17 protein-coding genes are annotated in these 22,635 nt (G+C 40.5%); 6 read left to right on the top strand and 11 right to left on the bottom strand.

Features of this window, described 5'->3' with window-relative positions:
• Positions 1-162 precede the first annotated feature (162 nt).
• Positions 163-2,499 (top strand): beta-galactosidase, encoded by a 2,337-nt coding sequence (locus tag PAT01_RS10605; RefSeq protein WP_154945442.1) that lies wholly within the window; start codon positions 163-165, stop codon positions 2,497-2,499.
• Between the two features lie 105 nt (positions 2,500-2,604).
• A complete protein-coding gene (locus PAT01_RS10600; RefSeq protein WP_096041592.1) occupies positions 2,605-3,219 on the top strand; it encodes a GntR family transcriptional regulator in 615 nt (204 codons plus the stop codon).
• 236 nt (positions 3,220-3,455) lie between these two features.
• On the opposite strand, the gene PAT01_RS10595 is transcribed toward PAT01_RS10600, so the two are convergent.
• The 5 genes from PAT01_RS10595 to PAT01_RS10575 form a co-directional block, all read right to left on the bottom strand.
• A complete protein-coding gene (locus PAT01_RS10595; protein WP_154945441.1) occupies positions 3,456-4,466 on the bottom strand; it encodes a Gfo/Idh/MocA family protein in 1,011 nt (336 codons plus the stop codon).
• A 100-nt stretch (positions 4,467-4,566) separates the two neighbouring features.
• Positions 4,567-5,286: a SapC family protein gene (locus PAT01_RS10590; RefSeq protein WP_154945440.1), complete on the bottom strand. Its 720-nt coding sequence runs from the start codon at positions 5,284-5,286 to the stop codon at positions 4,567-4,569.
• 33 nt (positions 5,287-5,319) lie between these two features.
• The gene (locus PAT01_RS10585; protein WP_138576774.1) at positions 5,320-6,888 is read right to left on the bottom strand and encodes a tryptophan halogenase family protein; all 1,569 of its coding nucleotides are present in this window, start codon (positions 6,886-6,888) and stop codon (positions 5,320-5,322) included.
• 75 nt (positions 6,889-6,963) lie between these two features.
• Complete coding sequence (locus PAT01_RS10580; protein ID WP_154945439.1) at positions 6,964-9,735, bottom strand: TonB-dependent receptor; 2,772 nt, start codon at positions 9,733-9,735, stop codon at positions 6,964-6,966.
• Between the two features lie 429 nt (positions 9,736-10,164).
• Positions 10,165-10,929, bottom strand: a complete 765-nt coding sequence (locus tag PAT01_RS10575) for an IclR family transcriptional regulator (RefSeq protein WP_154945438.1) — start codon at positions 10,927-10,929, stop codon at positions 10,165-10,167.
• Between the two features lie 234 nt (positions 10,930-11,163).
• Between PAT01_RS10575 and PAT01_RS10570 the strand changes: the two genes are divergently transcribed.
• The 3 genes from PAT01_RS10570 (at position 11,164) to PAT01_RS10560 (ending at position 15,548) form a co-directional block, all read left to right on the top strand.
• Positions 11,164-11,925 carry a phytanoyl-CoA dioxygenase family protein gene (locus PAT01_RS10570; RefSeq protein ID WP_138576780.1) on the top strand — a complete coding sequence of 254 codons (762 nt, stop codon included), beginning with the start codon at positions 11,164-11,166 and terminating at the stop codon, positions 11,923-11,925.
• Between the two features lie 75 nt (positions 11,926-12,000).
• Positions 12,001-13,110, top strand: a complete 1,110-nt coding sequence (locus tag PAT01_RS10565; protein ID WP_138576782.1) for an NHL repeat-containing protein — start codon at positions 12,001-12,003, stop codon at positions 13,108-13,110.
• A gap of 86 nt (positions 13,111-13,196) precedes the next feature.
• Entirely contained in the window at positions 13,197-15,548 is a 2,352-nt protein-coding gene (locus PAT01_RS10560) for a beta-galactosidase (protein WP_138576784.1), read from the top strand.
• Between the two features lie 62 nt (positions 15,549-15,610).
• Here the strand turns inward: PAT01_RS10560 and PAT01_RS10555 are convergent, their stop codons facing one another.
• Positions 15,611-16,429, bottom strand: a complete 819-nt coding sequence (locus tag PAT01_RS10555) for a sugar phosphate isomerase/epimerase (RefSeq protein WP_138576786.1) — start codon at positions 16,427-16,429, stop codon at positions 15,611-15,613.
• 104 nt (positions 16,430-16,533) lie between these two features.
• Here PAT01_RS10555 and PAT01_RS10550 point away from each other — a divergent pair, with 104 nt between their 5' ends.
• Entirely contained in the window at positions 16,534-17,382 is an 849-nt protein-coding gene (locus tag PAT01_RS10550) for a helix-turn-helix domain-containing protein (protein ID WP_249318327.1), read from the top strand.
• Positions 17,383-17,391: 9 nt separating this feature from the next.
• Here PAT01_RS10550 and PAT01_RS10545 read toward each other — a convergent pair whose 3' ends face one another.
• The 5 genes from PAT01_RS10545 to PAT01_RS10525 form a co-directional block, all read right to left on the bottom strand.
• Complete coding sequence (locus tag PAT01_RS10545) at positions 17,392-18,666, bottom strand: NAD(P)/FAD-dependent oxidoreductase (RefSeq protein ID WP_154945437.1); 1,275 nt, start codon at positions 18,664-18,666, stop codon at positions 17,392-17,394.
• 13 nt (positions 18,667-18,679) lie between these two features.
• A complete protein-coding gene (locus PAT01_RS10540; RefSeq protein ID WP_154945436.1) occupies positions 18,680-18,988 on the bottom strand; it encodes a 2Fe-2S iron-sulfur cluster-binding protein in 309 nt (102 codons plus the stop codon).
• A 56-nt stretch (positions 18,989-19,044) separates the two neighbouring features.
• Entirely contained in the window at positions 19,045-20,217 is a 1,173-nt protein-coding gene (locus tag PAT01_RS10535; RefSeq protein ID WP_154945435.1) for a cytochrome P450, read from the bottom strand.
• 199 nt (positions 20,218-20,416) lie between these two features.
• A complete protein-coding gene (gene aldA, locus PAT01_RS10530) occupies positions 20,417-21,865 on the bottom strand; it encodes an aldehyde dehydrogenase (RefSeq protein ID WP_096739507.1) in 1,449 nt (482 codons plus the stop codon).
• 3 nt (positions 21,866-21,868) lie between these two features.
• On the bottom strand, positions 21,869-22,633 hold the full coding sequence (locus tag PAT01_RS10525; protein ID WP_064385154.1) for an SDR family oxidoreductase: 765 nt from the start codon (positions 22,631-22,633) through the stop codon (positions 21,869-21,871).
• Between the last annotated feature and the right edge of the window lie 2 nt (positions 22,634-22,635).

The raw sequence follows: 22,635 nt of genomic DNA, 5'->3' as shown, positions 1-22,635 counted from the left end.
AATTCGATTTGTGCTTATATTTTTTTGAAACTTTTAAATCATTTAAAATCAATAAATTATAATAGAATAACGGCAACACAATAAATTGCACTTTGTTAACAATTTTCAATTTGTTGTTTTTCGTGTATGGTGTGTTAAATACTTAAATAAGGTTGGACAACAATGAAACATAAAAAAAATCTAGCTGTAACTGCATTCCTACTCGCTCTCACAGGATGTAATCAGCAGACAAACAGCGTGTCAGAGCCTGTGGCAGCCCAAGCAACAAACACCAGCAAAACCCTACTGCAGCTGTTAGATGATGCCCAGCATACTGCTAACACCGCCGTACAAATAAAAACCAGCGGCGCAAGAGTCACCAATGATGCCGATGTGATTAATGTTGCATTTGATTCAGAGCAAAACCTCTATTCAGGTATCACATTAACCCCAGATACCCCATGGGATTGGAGCCAATTCAAAGATTTCAATATTGCCTTTGAACTTGCAAACCCAGGCCAACATTCAGTACAAATTTACTTAGATATCTCAGATATTGATGGTGCTAATTATACCCGCACAGTGAATGTACCTATCGGCGGCTTTAATACTTATTATGCCAAACTTGATGGTCATGATTTAGCTACTCCTGAAGGAGAAGAAAATGTAGAGCTTAACTTTACCTCAGGCTTACGCTCTAACCCTGCAACATGGCAATCCGATGAAACTCAGTTTATCTCTATGTGGGGCAAAAAGAACTTAAACCTTAAAGGGATCACTAAAATTTCTTTGAGTGTACAAAGCGCATTGCATGATAAAGCTTTACAAATAAAATCAATCGATTTACGTACCAATCCAGAATTCGATACAGAATTTTTAACCCACATTGTTGATAAATTTGGTCAAAATGCAAAACAAGACTTTGCCTACAAAGTAGACTCTGAAGCCGAGTTAATAGCAGATAAAAAACAAGAAGCGCAACAGCTGCTATCACAGCGTCCAGCAGATCGCTCACGCTTTGGCGGTTGGGCACAAGGGCCAAAACTTGAAGGAACAGGCTACTTCAGAACAGCAAAATACAAGGGTAAATGGTCGCTGGTTGACCCAGACGGTTACCTTTATTTGGCAACGGGTTTAGATATTATTCGTCTTGCCAATTCCACTACCTTAACTGGCTATGATTTTGACCAATCCCTATTCAAAAGTGCCAATGAATCAGGTTTAACACCGGAAGATTCTAAAGGCTTAAACCAAGTGAATAAAGAAGCCCTAGCAAGTCGCTTTGTCGCATCAAAAGTACGTAAAGACCTGTTTGAATGGTTGCCCAGTTACGATGAGCCAATGGGTAAACACTATGGTTACCGTAAGAGTGCTCACTCTGGTCCACTCGCTCATGGTGAAACTTACAGCTTTTATTCTGCCAACCTTGAGCGTAAATATGGTCAAAACAATAACGACTATATGCAAAAATGGCGTGAAGTAACCTTAAAACGCATGATCACATGGGGCTTTACTTCACTAGGTAACTGGACAGATCCAAGCTACTACGATAATCAGCAAGTTCCCTACTTTGCCAATGGCTGGATCATCGGCGACTTTAAAACCGTTTCGAGCGGTAATGACTTTTGGGGTGCAATGCCTGACGTATTCGACCCGCATTTTACAGAGCGTGCCAATATTACAGTAGAAAATGTGGCTAAAGAGGTAAAAAACTCTCCTTGGGCAGTAGGCGTGTTTATTGATAACGAAAAAAGCTTTGGTCGCCCTGATTCAGTGCAAAGCCATTATGGTATCGTGATCAACACCCTAGGCAGAGACGCCGCCACAGTGCCAACTAAAGCTGAATTCTCACGTTTAATGAAACAAAAATACACTGACATAAACGAACTCAATAAAGTGTGGCATTTAAATTTAGCCTCATGGCAAGAGTTTGATAAAGGCGTGAAAGTGGATGTTAAAAACAGCGACCAACTGGCTGACTTTTCAATTATGCTAAGCGCTTACGCCGATAAATATTTTAGCGTTGTTGATGCAGCTATGGATAAATACTTACCTAATCACTTGTACTTAGGCGCACGTTTTCCTGATTGGGGAATGCCCATTGAAGTCGTTAGAGCATCAGCAAAGCATGTTGATGTGATAAGCTTTAATGCATACAAAGAAGGCATTAAACCTAAAAAATGGGAATTCTTAAGCGAATTCGACAAGCCAACTATTATTGGTGAGTTCCATGTAGGCGCATCAGATTCTGGCCTATTCCACCCAGGTCTTATCCATGCGTCAAATCAACAAGACCGTGCTAAAATGTACAAAGATTACATGCGTTCAGTGATTGATAACCCATACTTTATTGGTGCTCACTGGTTCCAATACATAGACTCACCTATTACAGGACGAGCTTATGATGGAGAAAACTATAACGTTGGCTTTATTACAGTCACAGATCGCCCCTATACTGAAATGGTCGAAGCGGCAAAAACTATAAACAACGAAATGTACGAGCGTCGATTTAAAAAATAAGCTTAAATAGTGGTCTATTGTAATGTGTTGACAATAGACCATTCGCTTTTTTTTATATACACTAAGTAAAGAAAAACAAAGCATAAAATAAACGTAGGAAAAAATATGGCCGCAACTAAACCAACAAAAATTTTATCTGTAAAAGATCAGATAGCTGAGCAGCTACGTTCAGATATTATTTCTGGTGAGATGCCCCCACAAACTAAATTAAATGAAAAAGAATTAGCAGAACGATTTGGCCTATCTCGTGGCCCTATCCGCGATGTTATACTGCAATTAACGAAAGAAGGTTTATTGATTTCACGTAATAACTGTGGCGCATCAGTAAACAGTGTACTCGACCCTAAACTGCAAAAGCTAATGATCAAACTTCGCCGCAGTATCGAAGAATATGCCGTAACCGAGTTAAACGGCAGTTTAAATGAGCAACACTTTGCAGATTTAGAAGATATCTTAGCTTCGTTACAAGATGCCTTGGAACGTGAAGATTACACTGAAGTCACAAAAATCGATATCTCGTTTCACCAATATTTAATTTACCAAGCCGGTGGTGAAGAGCTGGTTAATATTTGGTATCCGTATGTCATGCGTATGCGTTTAAATTACAAACGTATTACCTCAAGTTCTGAGTGTGTTAACGAACACCGTGCAATTCTTGAAGCCCTAAAAGCCCAAGATAGCGCCACTGCAATCAAAGCGATTAAACACAATATCAAGTAATGAAATAAATTTTATGCTGAATTAAAGCCGCTGCAAAGTGGCTTTTTTAGTTTTAAAGCCAATAAAACCCCTTTAAGTTATTATTCACAAAGAGATTATGAGGCGCTGCGCTTAAGAGAAGACATTTAAACCCACCATATAATTCATTCGCCATCACTACTCATGGTTATAGCATCCGCCAATAAAACCTGAATCTCATAATATTGATTTATCGTTTCGCTCAAAGCTAAGTAGCGTCAAACATTCTGAGCAGTAACCAAATGCTGATAACCATTGGCTATCAACGCTTGCTCCATTATCTCAATGACTGCGCGACTGTTAGCATGAGGTATCACATCAGATTCTAACTTGTTCGTTAAGATAAGCGTTGAAATATGCTCTATCTCAAACTCAAAGCTTTCCCCTGTACTATCAATTTCAATTTTTTGTTTGGCTCCATAGTGTGTGATCTCAATAATTTGCGGGTTCCACCATTTCTCATGGATGATAATCTCAACATTTGGGCCTGATAAAACAGCTTTACTTGGTAAGTTTCTGGTTATTGAAGCTGATAGATTACCTTGTACCTTGGTGTTAAATACAAAGGAGACCATTTCATCAACGGCTGATATTGGATTATCTCGCGTAATATTTACTAAGGGTTTCTGTAGAGGAATATTTAACTGGCGACAAATATCGACATATAGCCATAGAGGATATACCCCAACGTCTAATGTGGCACCTCCACACTTTTTTGGATCAAATAGACGATTAGTATTATTAAACTCATTCTTAGTACCAAATGAAGCCTCAATACGAGTAATTGCCAGATTATGACTTTTAATAAATTTAAGCAGTTCACGATAAGCAGGAAAAGTAACTGATTTCATTGCCTCAATAAGCAAAAGGTTTTTACTCTTTGCTAAATTGAGCATTTCATCCCAATCTTCGACATTAGTAAAGGCTGGCTTCTCTACAAAAACATGCTTATTATGGGCTAAAAATAAAGCTACCAACTCTTTGTGGCATGGATGAATAGTCGCCACATAAACAACATCGACGTGTGGATTTTCTGCAAGCGATTTATAATCACCATACGCAGCCTGACAAGCGAACTCATTGGCAAATTTATCTGCTCTTTCTTGAGAGCGCGATGACACAGCATATAACTCGGCATTATTTACATTATTTTTTAAATCGAAAGCAAAACGCTGCGCAATGCTACCAAGCCCGGCAATTCCCCAACATACTGTTTTATTTTTATTCATCTAGTCCTATTGCCTTTAGCTATAGATTATTAATAGGCTGAAACTTCAATTAATTTAACAAGCCATCAATTGAGCTTTCACCACTATATGCTCGGTTGTTTTAAGGTGTTTCGTTAAGCCAGCCGATTAACTTTTGTATATGCCCTGTTGAAGCGATAATCATATAACAGGCTTGGAGATAGCCCATTTCGTGTAATGACTTAAGCGCGTGTGCGTCAAGCTGTGCCAATGCTTGTTCGTTAATGGCGTATAAGCCACTATAAGTTTGCTTTTCGCCATGTTGAGTCAGGCTCAGTTGTACGGCTTCTAGCAACTCATGCTCTAGCAAGGTTGTAATAAACGCGCTAGTGCGCTTATTACCGTGCATTAATGTCATTAACTGCTCACAAACAGCATTCAAGTAAGCTGTGGGCTCTCCTTGCTGATCAAAAATCCGCTCTCCAGTGTTTTCATTAACCCGTGGGTGATCTTGGTGAATAAGCACCGCTAAATCGTTATCCGTAGGCTCGGTTATCGTGGCATCACGTAGACCTAGTTTAAACGGCTGGCGCTTGATGTGCAGCGGAATGTATTGCGCTCGCCAACGTCCTTGCTGCAAAAATAGGTTCTCTCCCGCTGTAAAGCCGGTTAAAACAAACAGTTCAAACTGGCCTGTCTGTGGGTTTTTCATAAAATACACAGGGTAATCTAGCACCAATTGTTTTAGCTCATCAGCCACTATGGGAATGTAATTAATATTGTCACCAAATTCAGCACTTGGCGCATTGTTTATGTATAAGTTTGCGTGTGTTTTTTTATCTAATAATGTTGCGTTTGTCATCGTAAAGTTGCTCATTTAAATGCGGTGATTTAGCTAAATTTTTTGTAAACCATACTGCTTGATTTGTTTTAATAATGTGCGGTTATCCGGTAATTTACTCACTAATTCAGCCGTGTCTTTGGTATTTTTAGCTGCTAGATTGCGCGCTTTTTTAATCGCGCGAGGATGATTACCATAATGGGTCGTCGCCGTTTTAAAGCCCATGCCATACAGTACGTATTGGTAGCTTGCTGCCGGAAATACCTCGACAGAATAATCAAAGTGGTTGTCATTAGGGATATGTGTTCGCCATAATGCTAGGTTACCTTGTAAGCTTTGCGGGATACTTTGCTCAGCGCAATGTCGCTGCCAAAAAAGGCTATCGGTTCGCTCACTTAACATGTAGTGCAGCTTTAAAAAATCGATAATACGCTGCCAACGATAGCTAAAGGTGCGATTAAATCGTGCGGCAGTTATATCCATGACTTGCCGGTTAGCTGGTAATTGCTCTGCTATAAAGTTAGCGGATATTTCCACCAGCAATAAGGCCGACGCCTCTAATGGCTCTAAAAATCCAGCCGACAAACCAATTGCCACACAGTTTTTGTGCCAAAACTTTTCTCTGTGTCCTGGTTCAAAACTAATTTTTTTCACATTAAAGTCAGCCCGCTTAGCGGGCGAGATGTTTAAGTAATCAAAAAGCTGCTCTTTGGCCTCTTGCTCACTGATATGGCGGCTTGAGTAAACGTGCCCTACTCCACGACGTGTCTGCAAGCCAATATCCCATATCCAACCTGCTGTTTGTGCTGTAGAGATGGTGTGTGAACTAATCACCTGAGTTTCATCGTCATACGGCATGTGTACTGCTAATGCGCTATCAGCAAACAAAATGTCTTTGCATGATTTAAAGCCGATTTTTAAATTTTCACCTAATAGTAAAGATTTAAACCCTGAGCAATCTATATATAAATCGCCGCAAAGCGCCGTGTTATTATCCAAACTTAAGGAGTGTATATCGCCATTAGCGTTATTATTTACCGATAAAACACTGGCCACTACATGTGTTACGTTTAAGTGGTTAATGCAATGATTTTTTAAAAATGTGGCAAATAGGCCTGCATCTAAATGATATGCGTAATTTGCCACACCACTGTATTGTGGAGTTGTTAGGGCTTTAGGCGCTAGGTTGTGCTCACACAATGCGTGTTGTGGGCAAACAAAATTTGCAAAATGGTTATGCGGTGCTGCTGAGTCAGTGTCTTGGCGAAGCCAAGCTGCCGCTAAATCATTATCTGCAAACCCTTGTGGCATCATTAACGGGTGGTAGTAAAAGTCGTTTTCTTTTGTGCTATGCCAGTTGGCAAATTTGGCACCTTGTTTAAATGATACATTACATTGATTAATAAACTGTGCTTCATCAACCCCCATATTTTGTAACGTTCTGCGCATGGTCGGCCATGTGCCCTCACCGACGCCAACCGTTGCTATATCAGCTGATTCAACTAATGTAATGTGATAATTAAGACTGTGATGTTTTTTTAAATAGGCTGCAATAATCCCTGCACTTAACCAACCAGCGGTTCCACCACCGACTATTACAATTGATTTTAATGTGTCATTCATAGCAACCTCTATTATTGCTATATAGCCAATAAAAAGAGCAAGACTAGCAGTGCCTTGCTCTTTAAATTTAGCTTATTACCACTTAGCCGTGAAACCAATGCTATAACGTGGACCATATTGCTCAGCAGAGATCAATTGCTCGCTAAAGCGACCATGACGACGAACGGTTTCGTCAGTCAAGTTCAACGCATCGAAATTAACTGAGTACGATTCATTAATGGTGTAATTAAAGTTGAAGTCTAGCTGACCATAGGCTTCAGTAAACGTAGGCTCTGTTCCAAGCGAAAGTAAAAACTCGTCGCGCCAGTTATAAGCAAGACGCACTTCGAAGTCGTCATTCTCATAAAAACCAACAAGATTACCAGAGTCACTCAAGCCTGCCAGTGCAATAGTTTGATCAAAGTTATACGGATCAAACTCTTCATCACTATTAACTATGGTATAGTTAGCAACAACACCAAAACCTGTATCTTCAATCATGTACTGACCATTTAATTCCCAACCATCTACTTCACGATTTTGTAGGTTATCAGGTGTTGAGATATCAAAGGTAACAACCGGATCAGACGGTTGGCTCAAACAATCTGGGTTAGGCTCATCGCTGCTGTCAGGGCAGCCAGGACGCGGGTTTACACTTGGGTCGCGCAGCGGCTCACCGTTAATGTCATCAAGTGTGCCTTGTACCACCCCTGCGCCTATAAAGTTTTCAACAAACTTTTTAAAGTAACCTACAGATGCATAGCTGCCATCATCACCATACCACTCAAACGAGAAGTCAAAGTTATCTGAGGTAATAGGTAATAGATTTGGATTACCCTGTGAGGCATCAAATGGACCTCCAGGACGTGCATTAATTGTGGTAGATGGGAACATAGCATCAATACCTGCACGAGCTAACGTTCTACTGTATGAAAAACGTGCTTTATAGCCGTTATCTAGATCAGCACTTAAATCAAGGTTTGGTAAAATACGCGTGTATTCACCTTCCAGCTCTTGGGGTGTGGCTTCATCTGCATACACAGGGCGTAGCTCTTCAGCATGGCGATAGTTAAGCGCGATGATCGCTGGTTTCACAGAATAACCGGTTACATCCGTGCTTTCATAACGTACCCCAACATTCATATCAATTGGAATATTATTAAACTCGGTACTTACATCTAATGACACATAAAACGCTAGTGTTTGTTCTTGTACACCATTAGTAGAAACATTAGGCTCTAAAAATAGACCTTCGTTTTTAACAATATCCACAAAGTCATGGGCACTGTATCTTGGCATATAAGGAAATAGCTGATCAGAACCTGAAAAACCATCAGCAAAACCTGCTGCGTCATCAAACGTCAACCCTAAGCTATCTAACGGAATATCTACAAATGAGAATTGCTCGGATAAATAAGTATCAATTTGATAATCCGTGTACATAGCGCCAAAATGAATCGCTGAAATTGCACCGCTGTTTAAGTTTTCCCACATACCACTGGCGTGATATTGCTTGATATTGTTTTTCATCTCGTAGCCGCGGCGCTGATATAAATCAGATACGATATTATCAGGATTATAAGCACCGCCCGATAATGATGAGTCATCAATAGTAATACTGGGCACTTCAGTTGCGAAGTTAGCACCAATCAAATCAACTGAACCAGGCACATTTTTTAAATTTGCAATTGTTTCGGCCGTTGTACCGTCAGGGTTCGAATGAGAGGTTGAATCATGGGTATCAAAGCTTAATTTAAGTGAATCAGATGCTTGCCACGCTAAGTTTAAACCAAAAGAGTCGTTTTCTTTTTTCTCGTAAAGCTCCCATGCCCAAAAGTTAAGCTCATCATTGGCATTGGTGATATCCACTAAAGTACCATTTTGATCTGCTGTACCGCCTGGATTATCAAACCAAAACGACATTTTATTGGTTTCACTGATCTCTTCAAAACGCGATAAAGTGTAGTCAAACGTAGCAGTTATATTATCTGTAGGGGCAAATTGTAATATTAATTGAGCGTTATCACGGGTACGCTCCGTTTCAAAACGCTCCATTTCTGGGGTCCAAGGCACCCAATAGGTCCCTGTGGGGTTTACTGATGTGTCAATAGCGCTGCTATCTACACCATCTGGGTTAGCGCGATTTTTAACCCACCCCTGCGACGTACCAACGCGTTCACGACCACTTTCACGCTCTGAGTGAGAAACTGACAACAATACCCCAAACATATCATAAGCAAATGTTTGGCTGATCATGCCGGATATTTCAGGTGTAACATTGGATTTTTCTGAACTGGTGTCTTTTATCGCTTTAACATTCGCGAACGCTTTAAAGCCGTCGTAATCAAATGGTTTGGCGGTATTAATATCAATGGTTGCACCAATACCACCCGATGCGACATTCGCTTTACCTGTTTTATAAACAGTTACACCAGAGACACTTTCAGCTGCAATTTCTCTAAAATTAAAACTACGTGACACGCCGGCTTCTTGTAATACCGACGAATTCGGCATTTGGCGGCCATTTAAAGTCACTAAGTTAAAGCTAGGACCAAAGCCACGCACTGTTACTTGGTTACCTTCGTTATTGGCTCTATCAATAGATACGCCGCTAATACGTTGTAATGATTCTGCTAAATTAGTATCAGGTAATTTACCGATATCCTCTGCCGAAATGGCATCAACCACACCCGATGAAGTTTGTTTGATTGATGCAGATTTACTAAGAGCACTTCTGATACCGGTTACTTGTATAACTTCTAAATCATTTTGCGCTGCTGTATCGTTTTGTTGCTCAGCATTAGCCAATGTGGATGTGAGTAGCATAGCTGCGCAAATCGCATTTAATTTAAATTGTGTGTGAGTCATTTTTGCACCTAAATAATGTGTTTGTAGAGTGTAATTGTTGTTTAATATTTAACGAGATGCCTTATTGTTACCATAACATTGTTAACAATTAACTTTACAGTAAAGTAACTTTGCTACATAAGTCAAATAAATTGCGTATTTATTTTACAATTTATGGGCGTTTTTTAATCATCGTGAATTAAGAGCAAATACAGAAAGTGCCTTATTGAGCAAATACGGGGACTGGAGGTATAAAAATAAGAAGTTGAGCGCCCAGTAATATTAATAGCGCTAAAAATTAGTGATATAAGCTAGGATTTTTTAATTGAGTAACAAATACTCTTTATAGAGCATGGGTGCTTAATGCTTATGTTTTATTGTTACACAATAAGTAATGAAATAACTTTGCCAAACTGCTTATCACAAAAGGTGTGATATAAGTTAATCGCTTTATCTTATTAATATAGAAGTAATGCTATTAGCGGCCGCTTTTAGCTCAGTAATAATACTTTGCTGGTTAAGCGCATCGTAAAAGGGGGTTTCGAATGACGATATTGTGAGTGCTGCTATTAACGTTGCTTCAGGCTTCCCTATTAAAAAGCTGTAGTCGTTAACACCATTAATAAGTGGGTTGCGTTGTATTATATATCCTTGTTCTTGGATTATATTTAAATCGTTTAAAATTTCATTTTGCTTTTTGTATTCCCTGTAAACGTCATCATGATCAATAAGCATCTCTCGTACTGCACTATTACTATTTGCTAACAGCAGTTTGCCAGGTGTTGATTGACACAACTTAAATAGTGATCCCTCAGCAATGCTTAAATGCATTTCACTGTGGCTACGTGCTTGAGCTACTGTCATGGCTTGGCTTTGATACAGCATAGTTAAGTAACATGACTGCCCTAAATTTACCGCTAAATCTTCCATATAAGGAATGGCACATTGGCGTACTTGATCCACCGGCAAAATAGAGCGGGATAAATTGAAAAGCTTTAGCGATAAACTATACCGGCCAGAAAACTCATCCCGAATTAAATAACCTCTAGACTCTAAACCTACCAAAACCCGATAAATTTCATTGGGACTGCGATTAAGCCCGGCCGCTATTTCACTTTGTGAACATGCACTGCCCTTATGCGCCAAATACTCAAGGATATCGAGACCTTTATCTAACGCGGGTACTGCGTATTTATTTTTTACTTTTGTGTTCATAAACCACCATCAGCACAAAAATTAACCAATTTTTCATCTTCATATATGAATTAAAAAATAATTTTTCTACCGTATTTACAATGAATTTATGTAGAAACAATTAGTTAATTAATTTCACTAGCATTCATATATAAATACCATATTTTCATATAAATTACAGCTTGACCGGTTAAATAAACCGATACATCATTGTCAACAATTTACAACAAATAGTCACTAACAGGACACCCAGTTATGAACAACAGACAACTCACACCACAACAAATTGCTGACTTTCATAGAGACGGCTACGTTATTGCAAAAGGCTATTATAATGAGCAAGAAATTGCGCGCTTACAACAAACCGCATTTAACGACGATTCGTTATACGAGCGAGCATGGCATAAAAAAGATGCTGATGGTGCAGTAAGTAAAGTGTGTTTATGGCAAAAAACGGGAGATGACTTTTACAGTATGTTTTCCCGTGGCCGTCGTTTAGTAGATATCTGTGAAACCCTCATCGACGAAGAGGTTTACCATACCAGCACCAAAATTATGATGAAAGAACCCTTTGTAGGCGGTGCTTGGGAATGGCACCAAGACTTTGGTTACTGGCATCGTGATAACTATATGCTTTACCCTAAAGCAATCAGTTGTATGGTGGCGATTAATAAAGCAACGATTGAAAATGGCTGCTTACAAGTTTTAAAAGGCTCTCATCATTTAGGGCGTTTAGATCACAGCAAAACTGGCGATCAAAAAGGCGCGTGCTTAGAGTTTGTCGAAGAGGCCATGAAATATCATGAGCTGGTTAACGTTGAGCTTGAGCCTGGCGATGTGTTGTTTTTCCACTGTAATTTGCTACATAAATCTAATCAAAATAGAGCGTCTGAGCCACGTTGGTCAATGATTTGTGCCTATAATGCCGTCAGCAATCAATCATTTAAAGAAAATGAAGCGATTTACTATCCTCTCGATCGGGTTGATGATGATGCGATTTTAAATCACCCAGGATAGCCACCCTTTTCTAGCCAAACCAACTCAAAGATTGTTAGCCCTTACTTTGAGTTGGTTTTTTATTTGGAAATTACAATGATCCAACAGCTAACGTTACAACAAAAACAACAAATTGCTCACGCAATACCAAAAAACGGACAAGACCCGCATGGCAAAATAGTGGGTCATGGTAACTACCAATACAAGATAGATGCGCACTGGGGTAAATTAGACCCCAAAGACTACCCTATCGAAAATTGTCACGCCATGGTGATGGACTCGCAAGGGCGTATTTTTATGATCACTGATAACACCCGCAATAACATTTTAGTTTACTCGCAACAAGGTGAGTTACTGGATGCATTTGGTACCCTGTTCCCAGGTGGCCATGCCATTAAAATTATGCAAGAAGGCGAGCAAGAGTATTTATATGTTGTCGATAGTGGCTGGGTCGTTAACCGACATTGGGATGGTCACAGCAAAGAACAATGGGATAGCCCTACCAACAATGTAATACCACAAGCTGGTTTTATTGCCAAAATGACCCTAGACGGCAAGCTCATTTACACAATTGGCCACCCACAAACTTATGGCGCTTATTCACCTGAGCAACCTTTTCGTCCCACTGATATCGCCATTGCACCGAATGGCGATTTGTATGTAACCGACGGCTACGGTAGCGACTTTTTACTTAATTTTGATAAACAAGGCCGCTATATAAAACACTGGGGAGGACACGATAACAGCGATAGCCACTACAACTTACAAAATACGCACGGAATTGAAATTGACTTACGTGATGAAAATAACCCGACTTTACTCGTAAGCTCTCGGTTTGAGCAATGTTTAAAAGTATTTTCTTTAGATGGCCAATACCTTAAAACAATCAGTGCTAATGGCGCTTACATTGGTGGCCCCGTATTCAAGGGATCCGTTTTTTATGCGCCGGTGTGTTGGTCACACGTTGATAATCACAATGCCGATGATTCAGGTTTTATTAGTATTTTTGACGAAACAAATAAAATCATCGCTAACGTGGGTGCACCACAACCTGTTTATCAGGACGGTCAACTACAACCGATGCAAACTGATTGGCAAGTATTTAATCATGTGCACTGTATTTGTGTAGATCAAGATGACAATTTATATGTTGGCCAATGGAATTCGTCCAACAGCTACCCAATGAAGTTAATAAAACAAAATTAAAAGTGATAAATATGAACACGATCATTGTTTATTGTTAACAATGATCGTATGTTATTCATTCTAGTTTACAACAGGACCAAACTATAATGACAGCACCTCGCCCTTCAATGACACTTAATTTAATTGCGCTAAGCTTAGCCTGTGTGTTTGCCAATGGTTGCAGCGATACACATAAAGCGCCTGTGCAAGAGCCATCAGTTAACTCACAAGCAGATCCATTTACTGAGGTAGAAACACTGACCAAGCTGGTTGATTTTTCAGATCAACAACAGCAAAGTTGGCTTTTTGATAGTCACACATCTCATCAACTGATTGAATCAGCAAATAATAAACAATTAGCGTTAAATTTTTCAGCTCAGGGAAATATTTCTGAGCTAAAAATAGCTCCACCGAGCCCGTGGGACGTATCGGCATATAATAACTATAATTTGGCATTTGATATACAAAACATCAGCTCAGACTCTATACATGTTTACTTGTCATTAGAAAACCCACACGGTCAGCTACAAAGTCGCTCAGTGAGTTTACCTGCTAATTACCAAGGGACGGTGTATTTTCCTTTAGCTGGCAAAGAAGCACAAACAAATACCGGTATGTGGGGAGATGCGCCACCTTGGCAAACAAAAGATCGCTTAATGGTGTGGCGCTCTTGGCGTGATGATGGTGGCGACTTTACTAAAATTAGCGCAATGAACTTATTTACCATTGGCATTTTAGAAGATAAGTCGGTATTGATTGGTGACATAAAACTAAGAGAAAACCCACCGTCTGATCCAAATTGGATGGTTAATATCATCGACAAATATGGTCAATACAGTAAACAAACCAATGCACTGACAATCACATCAGATGAGCAGCTTAAACGTTTGGCTGATATTGAACTAGCTGAACTTGCAAAATCCAAAGGCATGAGCGACCGCTCACGATTTGGTGGTTACGCCAACGGTCCTAAGTTAGAGGCTACAGGCTATTTCAGAACTGAAAAAGTAGACGGTAAATGGTGGATGGTCGACCCTGAAGGGTATTTATTTTTCTCTCATGGTCCCGCTAATGTCCGTATGGCTAACCTAACAACAATTACCGGGGTAGACTTTAAAGACGACTCAGTACGTAATCGCAGCAGTGATGAGATCACCCCCGAAGATTCTATGGGCATTGTTAAAGTCTCAGAGCAAGCTCGCCAGAGCCGCTTTATTACTTCTGAGCTGCGTCATAATATGTTCCAATGGCTGCCGGATTACAATGAGCCACTGAGCGAGCATTACAGCTACCGACGCTCAACCCATAAAGGCCCTGTGGCACATGGCGAAACATATAGCTTTTATCGTGCAAATTTACAACGTCGCTACGGCGAAACATCACCTAAATCGTACATAGATAAATGGCATGATGTAACACTTGACCGCATGAAGGATTGGGGGTTTACATCGTTTGGTAACTGGGTCGACCCGGCTTTTTATGATAAAGAATCGGTGCCCTATTTTGCCAACGGTTGGATTATTGGTGATTTTAAAACCCTTTCTGGCCACACCAACCACTGGGGTTTAATGCCTGACGTATACGACCCTGAATTTAAAAAACGCGCCGAAATAACAATCGATGCTATAGCACAAAAAATTAAAGCATCACCTTGGTGTATCGGTATTTTTATAGATAACGAGAAAAGTTGGGGCGAGCGTGAAGGCAGTGTTGAAAAGCGTTATGGGATCATACTCGATGCACTTTCTAAAAATGCAGCGAATAGCCCTGCTAAGCATGCTTTTACTACGCACCTTAAACAAAAATACAGCTCAATTACTGCATTAAATAAAGCATGGCAAAGTGATATCGCTAACTGGGATGAGCTCGACAAGGGCGTAACATTTACCACTTACAGCGATGCACAAATAGCTGATATTTCTAAAATGCTAGAAATGCTCGGCGAGCAATACTTTAAAGTGGTTAATGGCACCTTAGCTAAAAAACTCCCTAATCACTTATATATGGGCGCTCGTATGGCTAATTGGGGTATGCCCGATGAAATTATTAAAGCCTCTGTAAAATACTCAGATGTTTTAAGCTTTAATATTTACGAAGAAGGCATGCAAGATCATTATTGGAAATTTTTAGAAAATGTTGATTTACCTGTTGTTATTGGCGAGTTTCATATCGGAACTGCAACCGACTCTGGCTTGTTCAACCCAGGCATTGTCCATGCAGCGAATCAAACTGACCGTGCAGCCATGTATAAAAAATACATGCAAAGCGTTCTCGAAAAACCTTACATGGTAGGCGCGCATTGGTTTCAGTATGTTGATGAACCAGTATCTGGGCGAGCCTTTGATGGTGAAAATGCCAATATCGGCTTTGTCACGGGCACCGATATTCCTTATCCTAAAATGATTGAGGCGGTAAAAGACGTCACATCGACCATGTACGAAAAACGCTACGGTAAATAGTACAAACGCTGATATAACCGGCTTTTTTTAAGTTAAAGCCGGTTATAAAATATCCCCTCTAGTTACACAACCAAGTGCTGCTTTAGGTAATCTTTCATAGCAACATTCAGTTGCCATTGCTCTGTTATTGGTTTATTAGAATTGAGTTCATTCGGCATATAAGGCCAAGGACCAAACTCTGGGCAAATATAAAATGTTTGCTGACCTCGTGCTTTTACTAAGTCGATGATCGTTTGCCACCATTGTACATACAGGTTTAATGTGTCACGCCATTGGCTACTAAAGGGATCATTTACTTGCGCGGATTGAGTATGCCCGACTCTTGCGTGAATATAGTAGCTCTGCAGCTGCGCTGCTAATAGGGCATCTTGTTGCTCTTCAAGCAAGCTTTCACTTACATTAGTCCAATGGGATAAGTCAGCATTTAATTTTAGCTCTGGAAATTGTTGGAGGTAAGGCTCAGTAGCAAAAGCGGCATAGTTAAAGCGCCCTCTGTGAGTCTCGTGCGTAATGGTCACTGTTAAAGTACGTTCTAACGCTAACGCATCTTTTAGTAATAAGCTGTTTTGCGCAAAACTATAAAAGTCTTTCCCTGTATGTGAATTTATAAACACAGGATTAAGAGTAGCAAGAAAGCGTAGTCGCGCATTAAACCTAGCTCGGTACTGTGCAAACGATTCTGCTTTAGCAGCCAGCCACTGTTGAGCAACCACAGCAAAGTTATCTTCACGAGCCGCACGTTTAATGGTTGCAATAAATTCATCGTCATCAGGGAAGTTAATTTCAGCCCCATCAAAACCCGCAGCGAGTACGCGGGCAACAAACTGCTCTGCGGCTATTCCTTCACAACCCCAGTAAGGGCATAAAAACTTTAATTCCATATTTTCTCCTTTAGGGTATCTAATATTCAATTTGGCTTATCAGACATTGCAGCTTTTAATAAGGCGCGATACACTTCAATTAAGTTTTGTTAACAATAAACCATATGTCTAAGCCTGCAATCTATTGCGAGCCATTTACCATAAAGGATGGCTACGATTTTGAAATTCATCATGTCAGTTACTTGCAGCACGATGCTTATTCCTGTTTTATGCACTTTCATCAGGTCCATGAATTCATCTTTTTTGAGCACATCGATGGCACTTATTTCTATCATCAGGGCGAGTCAAAGCTATCTGATTATGAGGCCGTATTTACACCAGCAATGCAAACCCATGACTTTGAGTTAAACCCGCGGTCTAAATCTTGGTATATAGTGCAATTTATGCCTGAGCAACTAAATGACCCGGCTTTAAACGAATTTACCGAGCTGCTTAAATCGGGTATGCATCTTAGTTTCTGTGTCGAAATACAACAAAAGCTGCACTGCTTATTAGCCTGGATGCTAAGCGAATACAACCAAAACCCTAAAAGCAAAACCTGTAAACAGTTGTTTAATAGCCTTATAACACTCGTTTGCGAGTACGGTAAAAATGGCGCGGCAACGCTCAATAAACCGCGATCTGGCTTAGCAAGCTTTAAAAAGTTAACGCCTATTATTGAACAATTGAAGACCCATAACGGTATTAACGTTTCGTTAGAGCAAGCCGCTGATATGTGTCATTTATCGCCGTCGTATTTTTCTCGGGTTTTTAAAAAACACTTTCGTGTTCCCTACTCCGATTACCTTATTCAACATAAGTTATATAACGCTGCGCGATTATTGGGTCAAACTGATATATCAGTCACAGATATTGCTTATGATTTAGGCTTTTCCAGTCCTTCCTACTTCATTAAACAGTTTAAGTTTCACTTCAAAGTCACGCCGCTACAGTATCGTCAACAACTGCGCTAATAAGCGCAATTATGTGCTCTGTAATAAGGTTTTACTTAATGCTGTTGTGATCCTTAATAACGCTTTATTGACTGATAGCCCTTGTTTTATCGCTTGCGTCCCAAGTACATAAGCTTTGCTACTATTAACTGCTTCAACACATAACAAGGTGTCATCATGAAAATACCAAACAGAAAACTGCTCTGGTGTTTCTTTGTGCACTATTAGCTCATTATATCCATTTGCTAAACCCACAATTTGTAACTTGTATTGATATGGATCAGACCAAAACCAAGGCACAGCCGCGGGCGTGTATTCTTGCTTAGCAATAAACATGGCCGCCGATTTGGCTTGATCAACCGCATTTTGGACTGATTCTAAACGGATCCATCGCTGATAAATTTTGCTAAAATGACGAGTACAATCACCGATAGCAAATATATCAGGATGGGATGTTTGGCAAGCCTCATTTACTTTAATTCCCTGATCGGCCTCTATCCCCGCAGCACTTGCCAATTGGGTATTTAGCTTTACACCCACGCCCACTAGAATAAAATCAGCGGGGTATTGACTGCCGTCGCTGCATACCACGATGTGTTTATTGCTTTGGTGTTTTATTTCGACTACATCCTTGCTGGTTTGTAAATTTACCCCTTTGCTTTGATGTAAATCAGTTAAAAAGTCAGACATCACCGCAGAGGTCACCCGGGATAATATTTTGTCATGCTTTTCAATCACAGTGACATTGGCACCTAATGCAACAAATGACGATGCTGACTCAAGCCCAATATACCCGCCGCCAATAATCACGACTTGTTTATCGCGACTGTTATTAAGCGCAGCTTTTATCGCCTTTGTATCAACAAAGGTTCGCATAGAAAAATACTGATGACTTCCTTGAGCATCAACAGTCTCATTTAAGCCTTTAATCGCAGGAATAAACGCCGAGCAGCCCGTGGCAATAACAAGTTTGTCAAAGGTAATTAACCGCCCACATGCTAATGTAATTGTTTTTGTTTCACTGTTGATGGCTGTAACAGTTTGCCCTAAATACAGCGATAAATTGTTATCTTTGTAAGCTTTTTCTGCTTTCAATGGGCTGGCAATTGTGTCACTTGCTTGCAAGGTTTTTTTTGATAACGGCGGTCTGTGATAAGGTAATTCAGGGTCGCTATCAATCAGTGTAATAGCGCCAAGCCAGCCCTGTTGGCGTAAATTAAACGCGAAGTTAACACCTGCGTGGCTGGCACCTATGACGACTACATTTAAATCAATGTCGTTTTGCTCTGTATTTATATGTTGCATAAGAATTTACCAATTAATTTGCCACCACAAATGTCATGCCATCTATGTCATCAGATACCTCAATTTGACAGCATAACCGACTATATTCAGTCACGTTATCGTCAAGTTCGAGCATGTCGCTTTCAATTTCATCCGCGGCTCCCACTTTCTCAAAATCTTCAGGGGCAACATAAACATGACAGGTTGCACAAGAGCACACTCCGCCACAATCACCATCAATGCCTGATACACCATTTGCCACCGCAAGTTCCATTAACGAACCACCGTTTCCTTCCACTGCAATTGCGCCATTACTTTGGGTCATAAAAATTACTTTAGCCATGATTATTCCTCTACTTTTTACTGACACTTGCTACAGTGCGCTTTGTTATCGATTAATTATTTAGCGGTTAAACGAACGTGAAGGCTGTTAAAGCCGACTTTTCTTGAAAATTCACCAAGCTGTTCAATATTTTCGTCGGCTTTAACTGTCTCTATGCTGGCAACTTTTTTAGCCAGAGATAACACCAATTGACGTAATATTTGTCGCGCATGAGTGGCTCCTAAACAGCTGTGATGACTAAAGCCAAAACTGACGTGAGGGTTTACTTTACGGTCAAAATCTACATGGTTTGGATTTTTAAAGATGTTTTCATCACGGTTTGCTGATGCCCAGCACAAAGAGATACGGCTATCAGCTTTTATCGCATGCTCACAAACCTGTGTATCTTGTGTGGATACTCGCCCCATATGCGTTAAGGGTGAAAAATAACGAAGCAACTCCTCCACCGCACGATTAAGGATTTCTGGTTCATTGCAAATACGCTGTAAATCGCTACTGTGTTCGCTAAAGTAAGCCATTGAGTTAGTGATAGCATTGATGACGGTATCGCGGCCACCTGCAAAAGTTAGGATCATGACCCCTTTAACTTGCTCCTTGGTCATGGTTTGACCATTGACCTTGGCTGCCAGTAATACTGAGTACAGATCATCACTAGGTTGCGCCACTGCTTTATCAATTTGTTGATCTATGTAGTCGTACAGAATGTTGGCTTTATCGCCATCTAGATTACTGTCTTCACTGCGAAATACATGTGTTCCCCAATCAATCCATGTTTGTGCTGTATCCATTGGGGTATTAAGTAACAATGTCAGTGCCTTCGATTGCAGTGGCAGTGCAAATTCACTGACAATTTCAATCGTCTCGGTATTCAGAGCATGTTCAATAGTGTCATCTATGATTTGTTGTAAACGCGCTTGGTATTGCTCTTCTAACGGACGTTTGAACCACGGGTTTAATAACTCACGAACACCGCCATGCTCAGGTGGGTCAACTTCAAAGGGAATTTGCCGGGTTTCTCTAATTGCAACTTCAGAAGGAATAACAATGCGGCCAGGTTTGGCACCTGATTGAAACAGGGTACAATTATGCGCGGCTTTTCGTACTTCTTTTAAACCTAATATCATATTTACGGGATCATTTTGGTCATCCATTTGGCCTATGCCTGTTGCGGTACGTTGCCCTTTAAATGCATCGGCAAATTCACTCACCTTTGTGTTTTTTGTTGTCATGACTTAATACCTTCACCGTAAAATATAAATTTGATGAACCATACTAGTCCGTTATTTTTGCTCAAAATACACAACTAACGCTTAAAAATGGTAATTTCATGTCCTATTTGTTTTTTGTTAAAAAACACACAAGCACAAAAAAGCCGATGCACTGCATCGGCTTTAGGTGGGCAAATGTGAGAGAATCCACCCTGCCTAATTACTTCTCATTTAAATACACTGTTTTCTTCTCAAGGTATTGCTCTAACCCGTACTGGCCGTCTTCACCGCCCATACCGCTTAGTTTCCAACCATTGTGAAAACCTTGATGCTGCTCACCTAAACCACGGTTTACATACACTTCGCCTACTTCCATTTCAGCAATAGAGCGGTGAATGTAATCCAATGTTTTTGTGTATAAATAAGCTGATAGACCGTATTCACTGTCATTCGTGTATGCAATCGCTTCATCAATACTATTGATTTTAATAATAGGTAATATTGGGCCAAAGGTTTCTTCGTGCACTAAAATATTATCTTGGTCAACATCCACAAGTACCGTGGGTTCGTACCAGTTTCCGCCTTCAAATCCTGCCACCGTCGCGACTTTGCCGCCAGTGGCAAGCTTCGCGCCTTGAGCAATGCCTTTTTCAACAATTGAGTGAATATTATTAATTTCACTCTGGTTTACTTTAGGACCCATCTCTGATGTTGGATCCATCGGGTCCCCCACTTTTAAGGCTTTAACCTTAGGGATGAACTTTTCAATAAAGCTGTCGTATACATCACTGTGCACATATAAACGCTCTGCACAGGTGCACACTTGACCACAGTTTGCAAATCGTGCTGTAACAGCATCGTCAACAGCTTTATCTAGATCTGCATCTTCCATTACGATAAACGGTGCTTTGCCGCCAAGCTCAAGCATAACAGGAGTTAAATGCTTACCGCTGGCTTGATGAATAATTTGCCCTGCACGGGTACTTCCGGTCATGGTGATCAGTTTTGTCAGCGGGCTTTCACATAAATGTTGACCCACCACAGAGCCAGTACCATTAACAATGTTAAGTACGCCAGCAGGAACACCCGCTTGGTTAGCAATTTCACCGAGTTCCATAGTTGCTAATGGCGTTTCTTGCGTTGGTTTAATAACGATAGAATTACCGGTGATTAGTGCAGGGCCAATTTTACGACCAGCTAACGCCAGCGGAAAATTCCACGCTGTGATTGCCACAACCACACCACGTGGCACTTTATGAATATAGATTTTTTCGTTTTCGTGATCTGAAGGAATGATATCCCCTTTGATTGTTAAGGCATTATCACATGCATATTCGATAAACGTTGCTGTGACATTGGCTTCCATACGAGCCACATCAATCAGCTTACCTTGCTCTTGTACTAATAACTCAGCTAGGCGCTCATTATTATCACGAATACCTTGTGCAAAACGGCGTAGGATTGTGGCACGTTCACGTGGCGTTTTTTGTGCCCATGCAGTTTGTGCAACAGTCGCTGTTTCAAGAGCTGTTTGTGCATCTTCAACACTGCCTTTAGGAATAACACCCACCTGCTCGCCGGTACTTGGCGAGAGCACGCTGATGGTGTCGCTATTTGATGAGCTTACATACTCACCATTGATAAAGTTTACGTTATTTTTAATTGTCATTTTTTATCGTCCCATCCAGCCGCCATCAACTAGCAATACACTGCCGTTCATGTAGTTTGAGGCGTCTGATGCTAAAAATACAGTTGGCCCTTTAAAGTCATCCGGTGTTCCCCAACGACCTTGCGGAATACGCTCTAAAATCGATTTTGCACGCTCTGGGTCATTTCTGAGTGCTTCGGTATTATCTGTTGCAATGTAACCCGGTGCAATAGCGTTTACATTAACACCTTTACTCGCCCACTCATTGGCAAGTGCTTTAGTTAATTGGCCTATTGCCCCTTTACTTGCCGCATAGCCAGGTACGGTGATCCCGCCCTGAAAGGTTAATAATGACGCAGTAAAGATAATTTTACCTTGGCCACGCGAGACCATTTCTTTTCCTAGTTCGCGACTTAAGATAAATTGTGAGTTTAAGTTAATCTCAATGATTTTATCCCAATATTCATCGCTGTGCTCAACCGCTGGATCGCGCAAGATTGAGCCAGCGTTATTCACTAAAATATCTATTTTAGGGTGATCACTTTTCACTTGCTCAATAAAAGTATACAAGCTTTCTCGTGATGAAAAGTCACATTGATAAGCATGAAATAGCTGACCGCGCTCCAAGACTTGGGTTTCAACATCTGAGCCAGACTTTGCTAGACTTGCTGATACGCCGATGATATCGGCGCCCGCTTCTGCTAATGCCAGTGCCATTGCTTTACCAATACCACGACTACACCCTGTGACTAACGCTGTTTTACCTTTTAGGCTAAATTTATCTAACATAA

This window comes from Pseudoalteromonas atlantica, assembly GCA_007988745.1.
Lineage (GTDB): Bacteria > Pseudomonadota > Gammaproteobacteria > Enterobacterales > Alteromonadaceae > Pseudoalteromonas > Pseudoalteromonas atlantica.
The sequence above is the reverse complement of the archived record's forward strand: the minus strand, read 5'-3'. Positions and strand labels throughout refer to the sequence as shown.

What these genes read in the sequence shown, in the direction of transcription:
- PAT01_RS10600 (WP_096041592.1), top strand. Translation starts at nt 2,605, where the DNA reads ATGGCCGCAACTAAACCAACAAAAATTTTATCTGTAAAAGATCAGATA.
- PAT01_RS10570 (WP_138576780.1), top strand. Translation starts at nt 11,164, where the DNA reads ATGAACAACAGACAACTCACACCACAACAAATTGCTGACTTTCATAGA.
- PAT01_RS10595 (WP_154945441.1), bottom strand. Translation starts at nt 4,466, where the DNA reads ATGAATAAAAATAAAACAGTATGTTGGGGAATTGCCGGGCTTGGTAGC.
- PAT01_RS10575 (WP_154945438.1), bottom strand. Translation starts at nt 10,929, where the DNA reads ATGAACACAAAAGTAAAAAATAAATACGCAGTACCCGCGTTAGATAAA.
- aldA (WP_096739507.1), bottom strand. Translation starts at nt 21,865, where the DNA reads ATGACAATTAAAAATAACGTAAACTTTATCAATGGTGAGTATGTAAGC.
- PAT01_RS10545 (WP_154945437.1), bottom strand. Translation starts at nt 18,666, where the DNA reads ATGCAACATATAAATACAGAGCAAAACGACATTGATTTAAATGTAGTC.
- PAT01_RS10550 (WP_249318327.1), top strand. Translation starts at nt 16,534, where the DNA reads ATGTCTAAGCCTGCAATCTATTGCGAGCCATTTACCATAAAGGATGGC.
- PAT01_RS10590 (WP_154945440.1), bottom strand. Translation starts at nt 5,286, where the DNA reads ATGACAAACGCAACATTATTAGATAAAAAAACACACGCAAACTTATAC.
- PAT01_RS10580 (WP_154945439.1), bottom strand. Translation starts at nt 9,735, where the DNA reads ATGACTCACACACAATTTAAATTAAATGCGATTTGCGCAGCTATGCTA.
- PAT01_RS10560 (WP_138576784.1), top strand. Translation starts at nt 13,197, where the DNA reads ATGACAGCACCTCGCCCTTCAATGACACTTAATTTAATTGCGCTAAGC.
- PAT01_RS10540 (WP_154945436.1), bottom strand. Translation starts at nt 18,988, where the DNA reads ATGGCTAAAGTAATTTTTATGACCCAAAGTAATGGCGCAATTGCAGTG.
- PAT01_RS10525 (WP_064385154.1), bottom strand. Translation starts at nt 22,633, where the DNA reads ATGTTAGATAAATTTAGCCTAAAAGGTAAAACAGCGTTAGTCACAGGG.
- PAT01_RS10535 (WP_154945435.1), bottom strand. Translation starts at nt 20,217, where the DNA reads ATGACAACAAAAAACACAAAGGTGAGTGAATTTGCCGATGCATTTAAA.
- PAT01_RS10605 (WP_154945442.1), top strand. Translation starts at nt 163, where the DNA reads ATGAAACATAAAAAAAATCTAGCTGTAACTGCATTCCTACTCGCTCTC.
- PAT01_RS10565 (WP_138576782.1), top strand. Translation starts at nt 12,001, where the DNA reads ATGATCCAACAGCTAACGTTACAACAAAAACAACAAATTGCTCACGCA.
- PAT01_RS10585 (WP_138576774.1), bottom strand. Translation starts at nt 6,888, where the DNA reads ATGAATGACACATTAAAATCAATTGTAATAGTCGGTGGTGGAACCGCT.
- PAT01_RS10555 (WP_138576786.1), bottom strand. Translation starts at nt 16,429, where the DNA reads ATGGAATTAAAGTTTTTATGCCCTTACTGGGGTTGTGAAGGAATAGCC.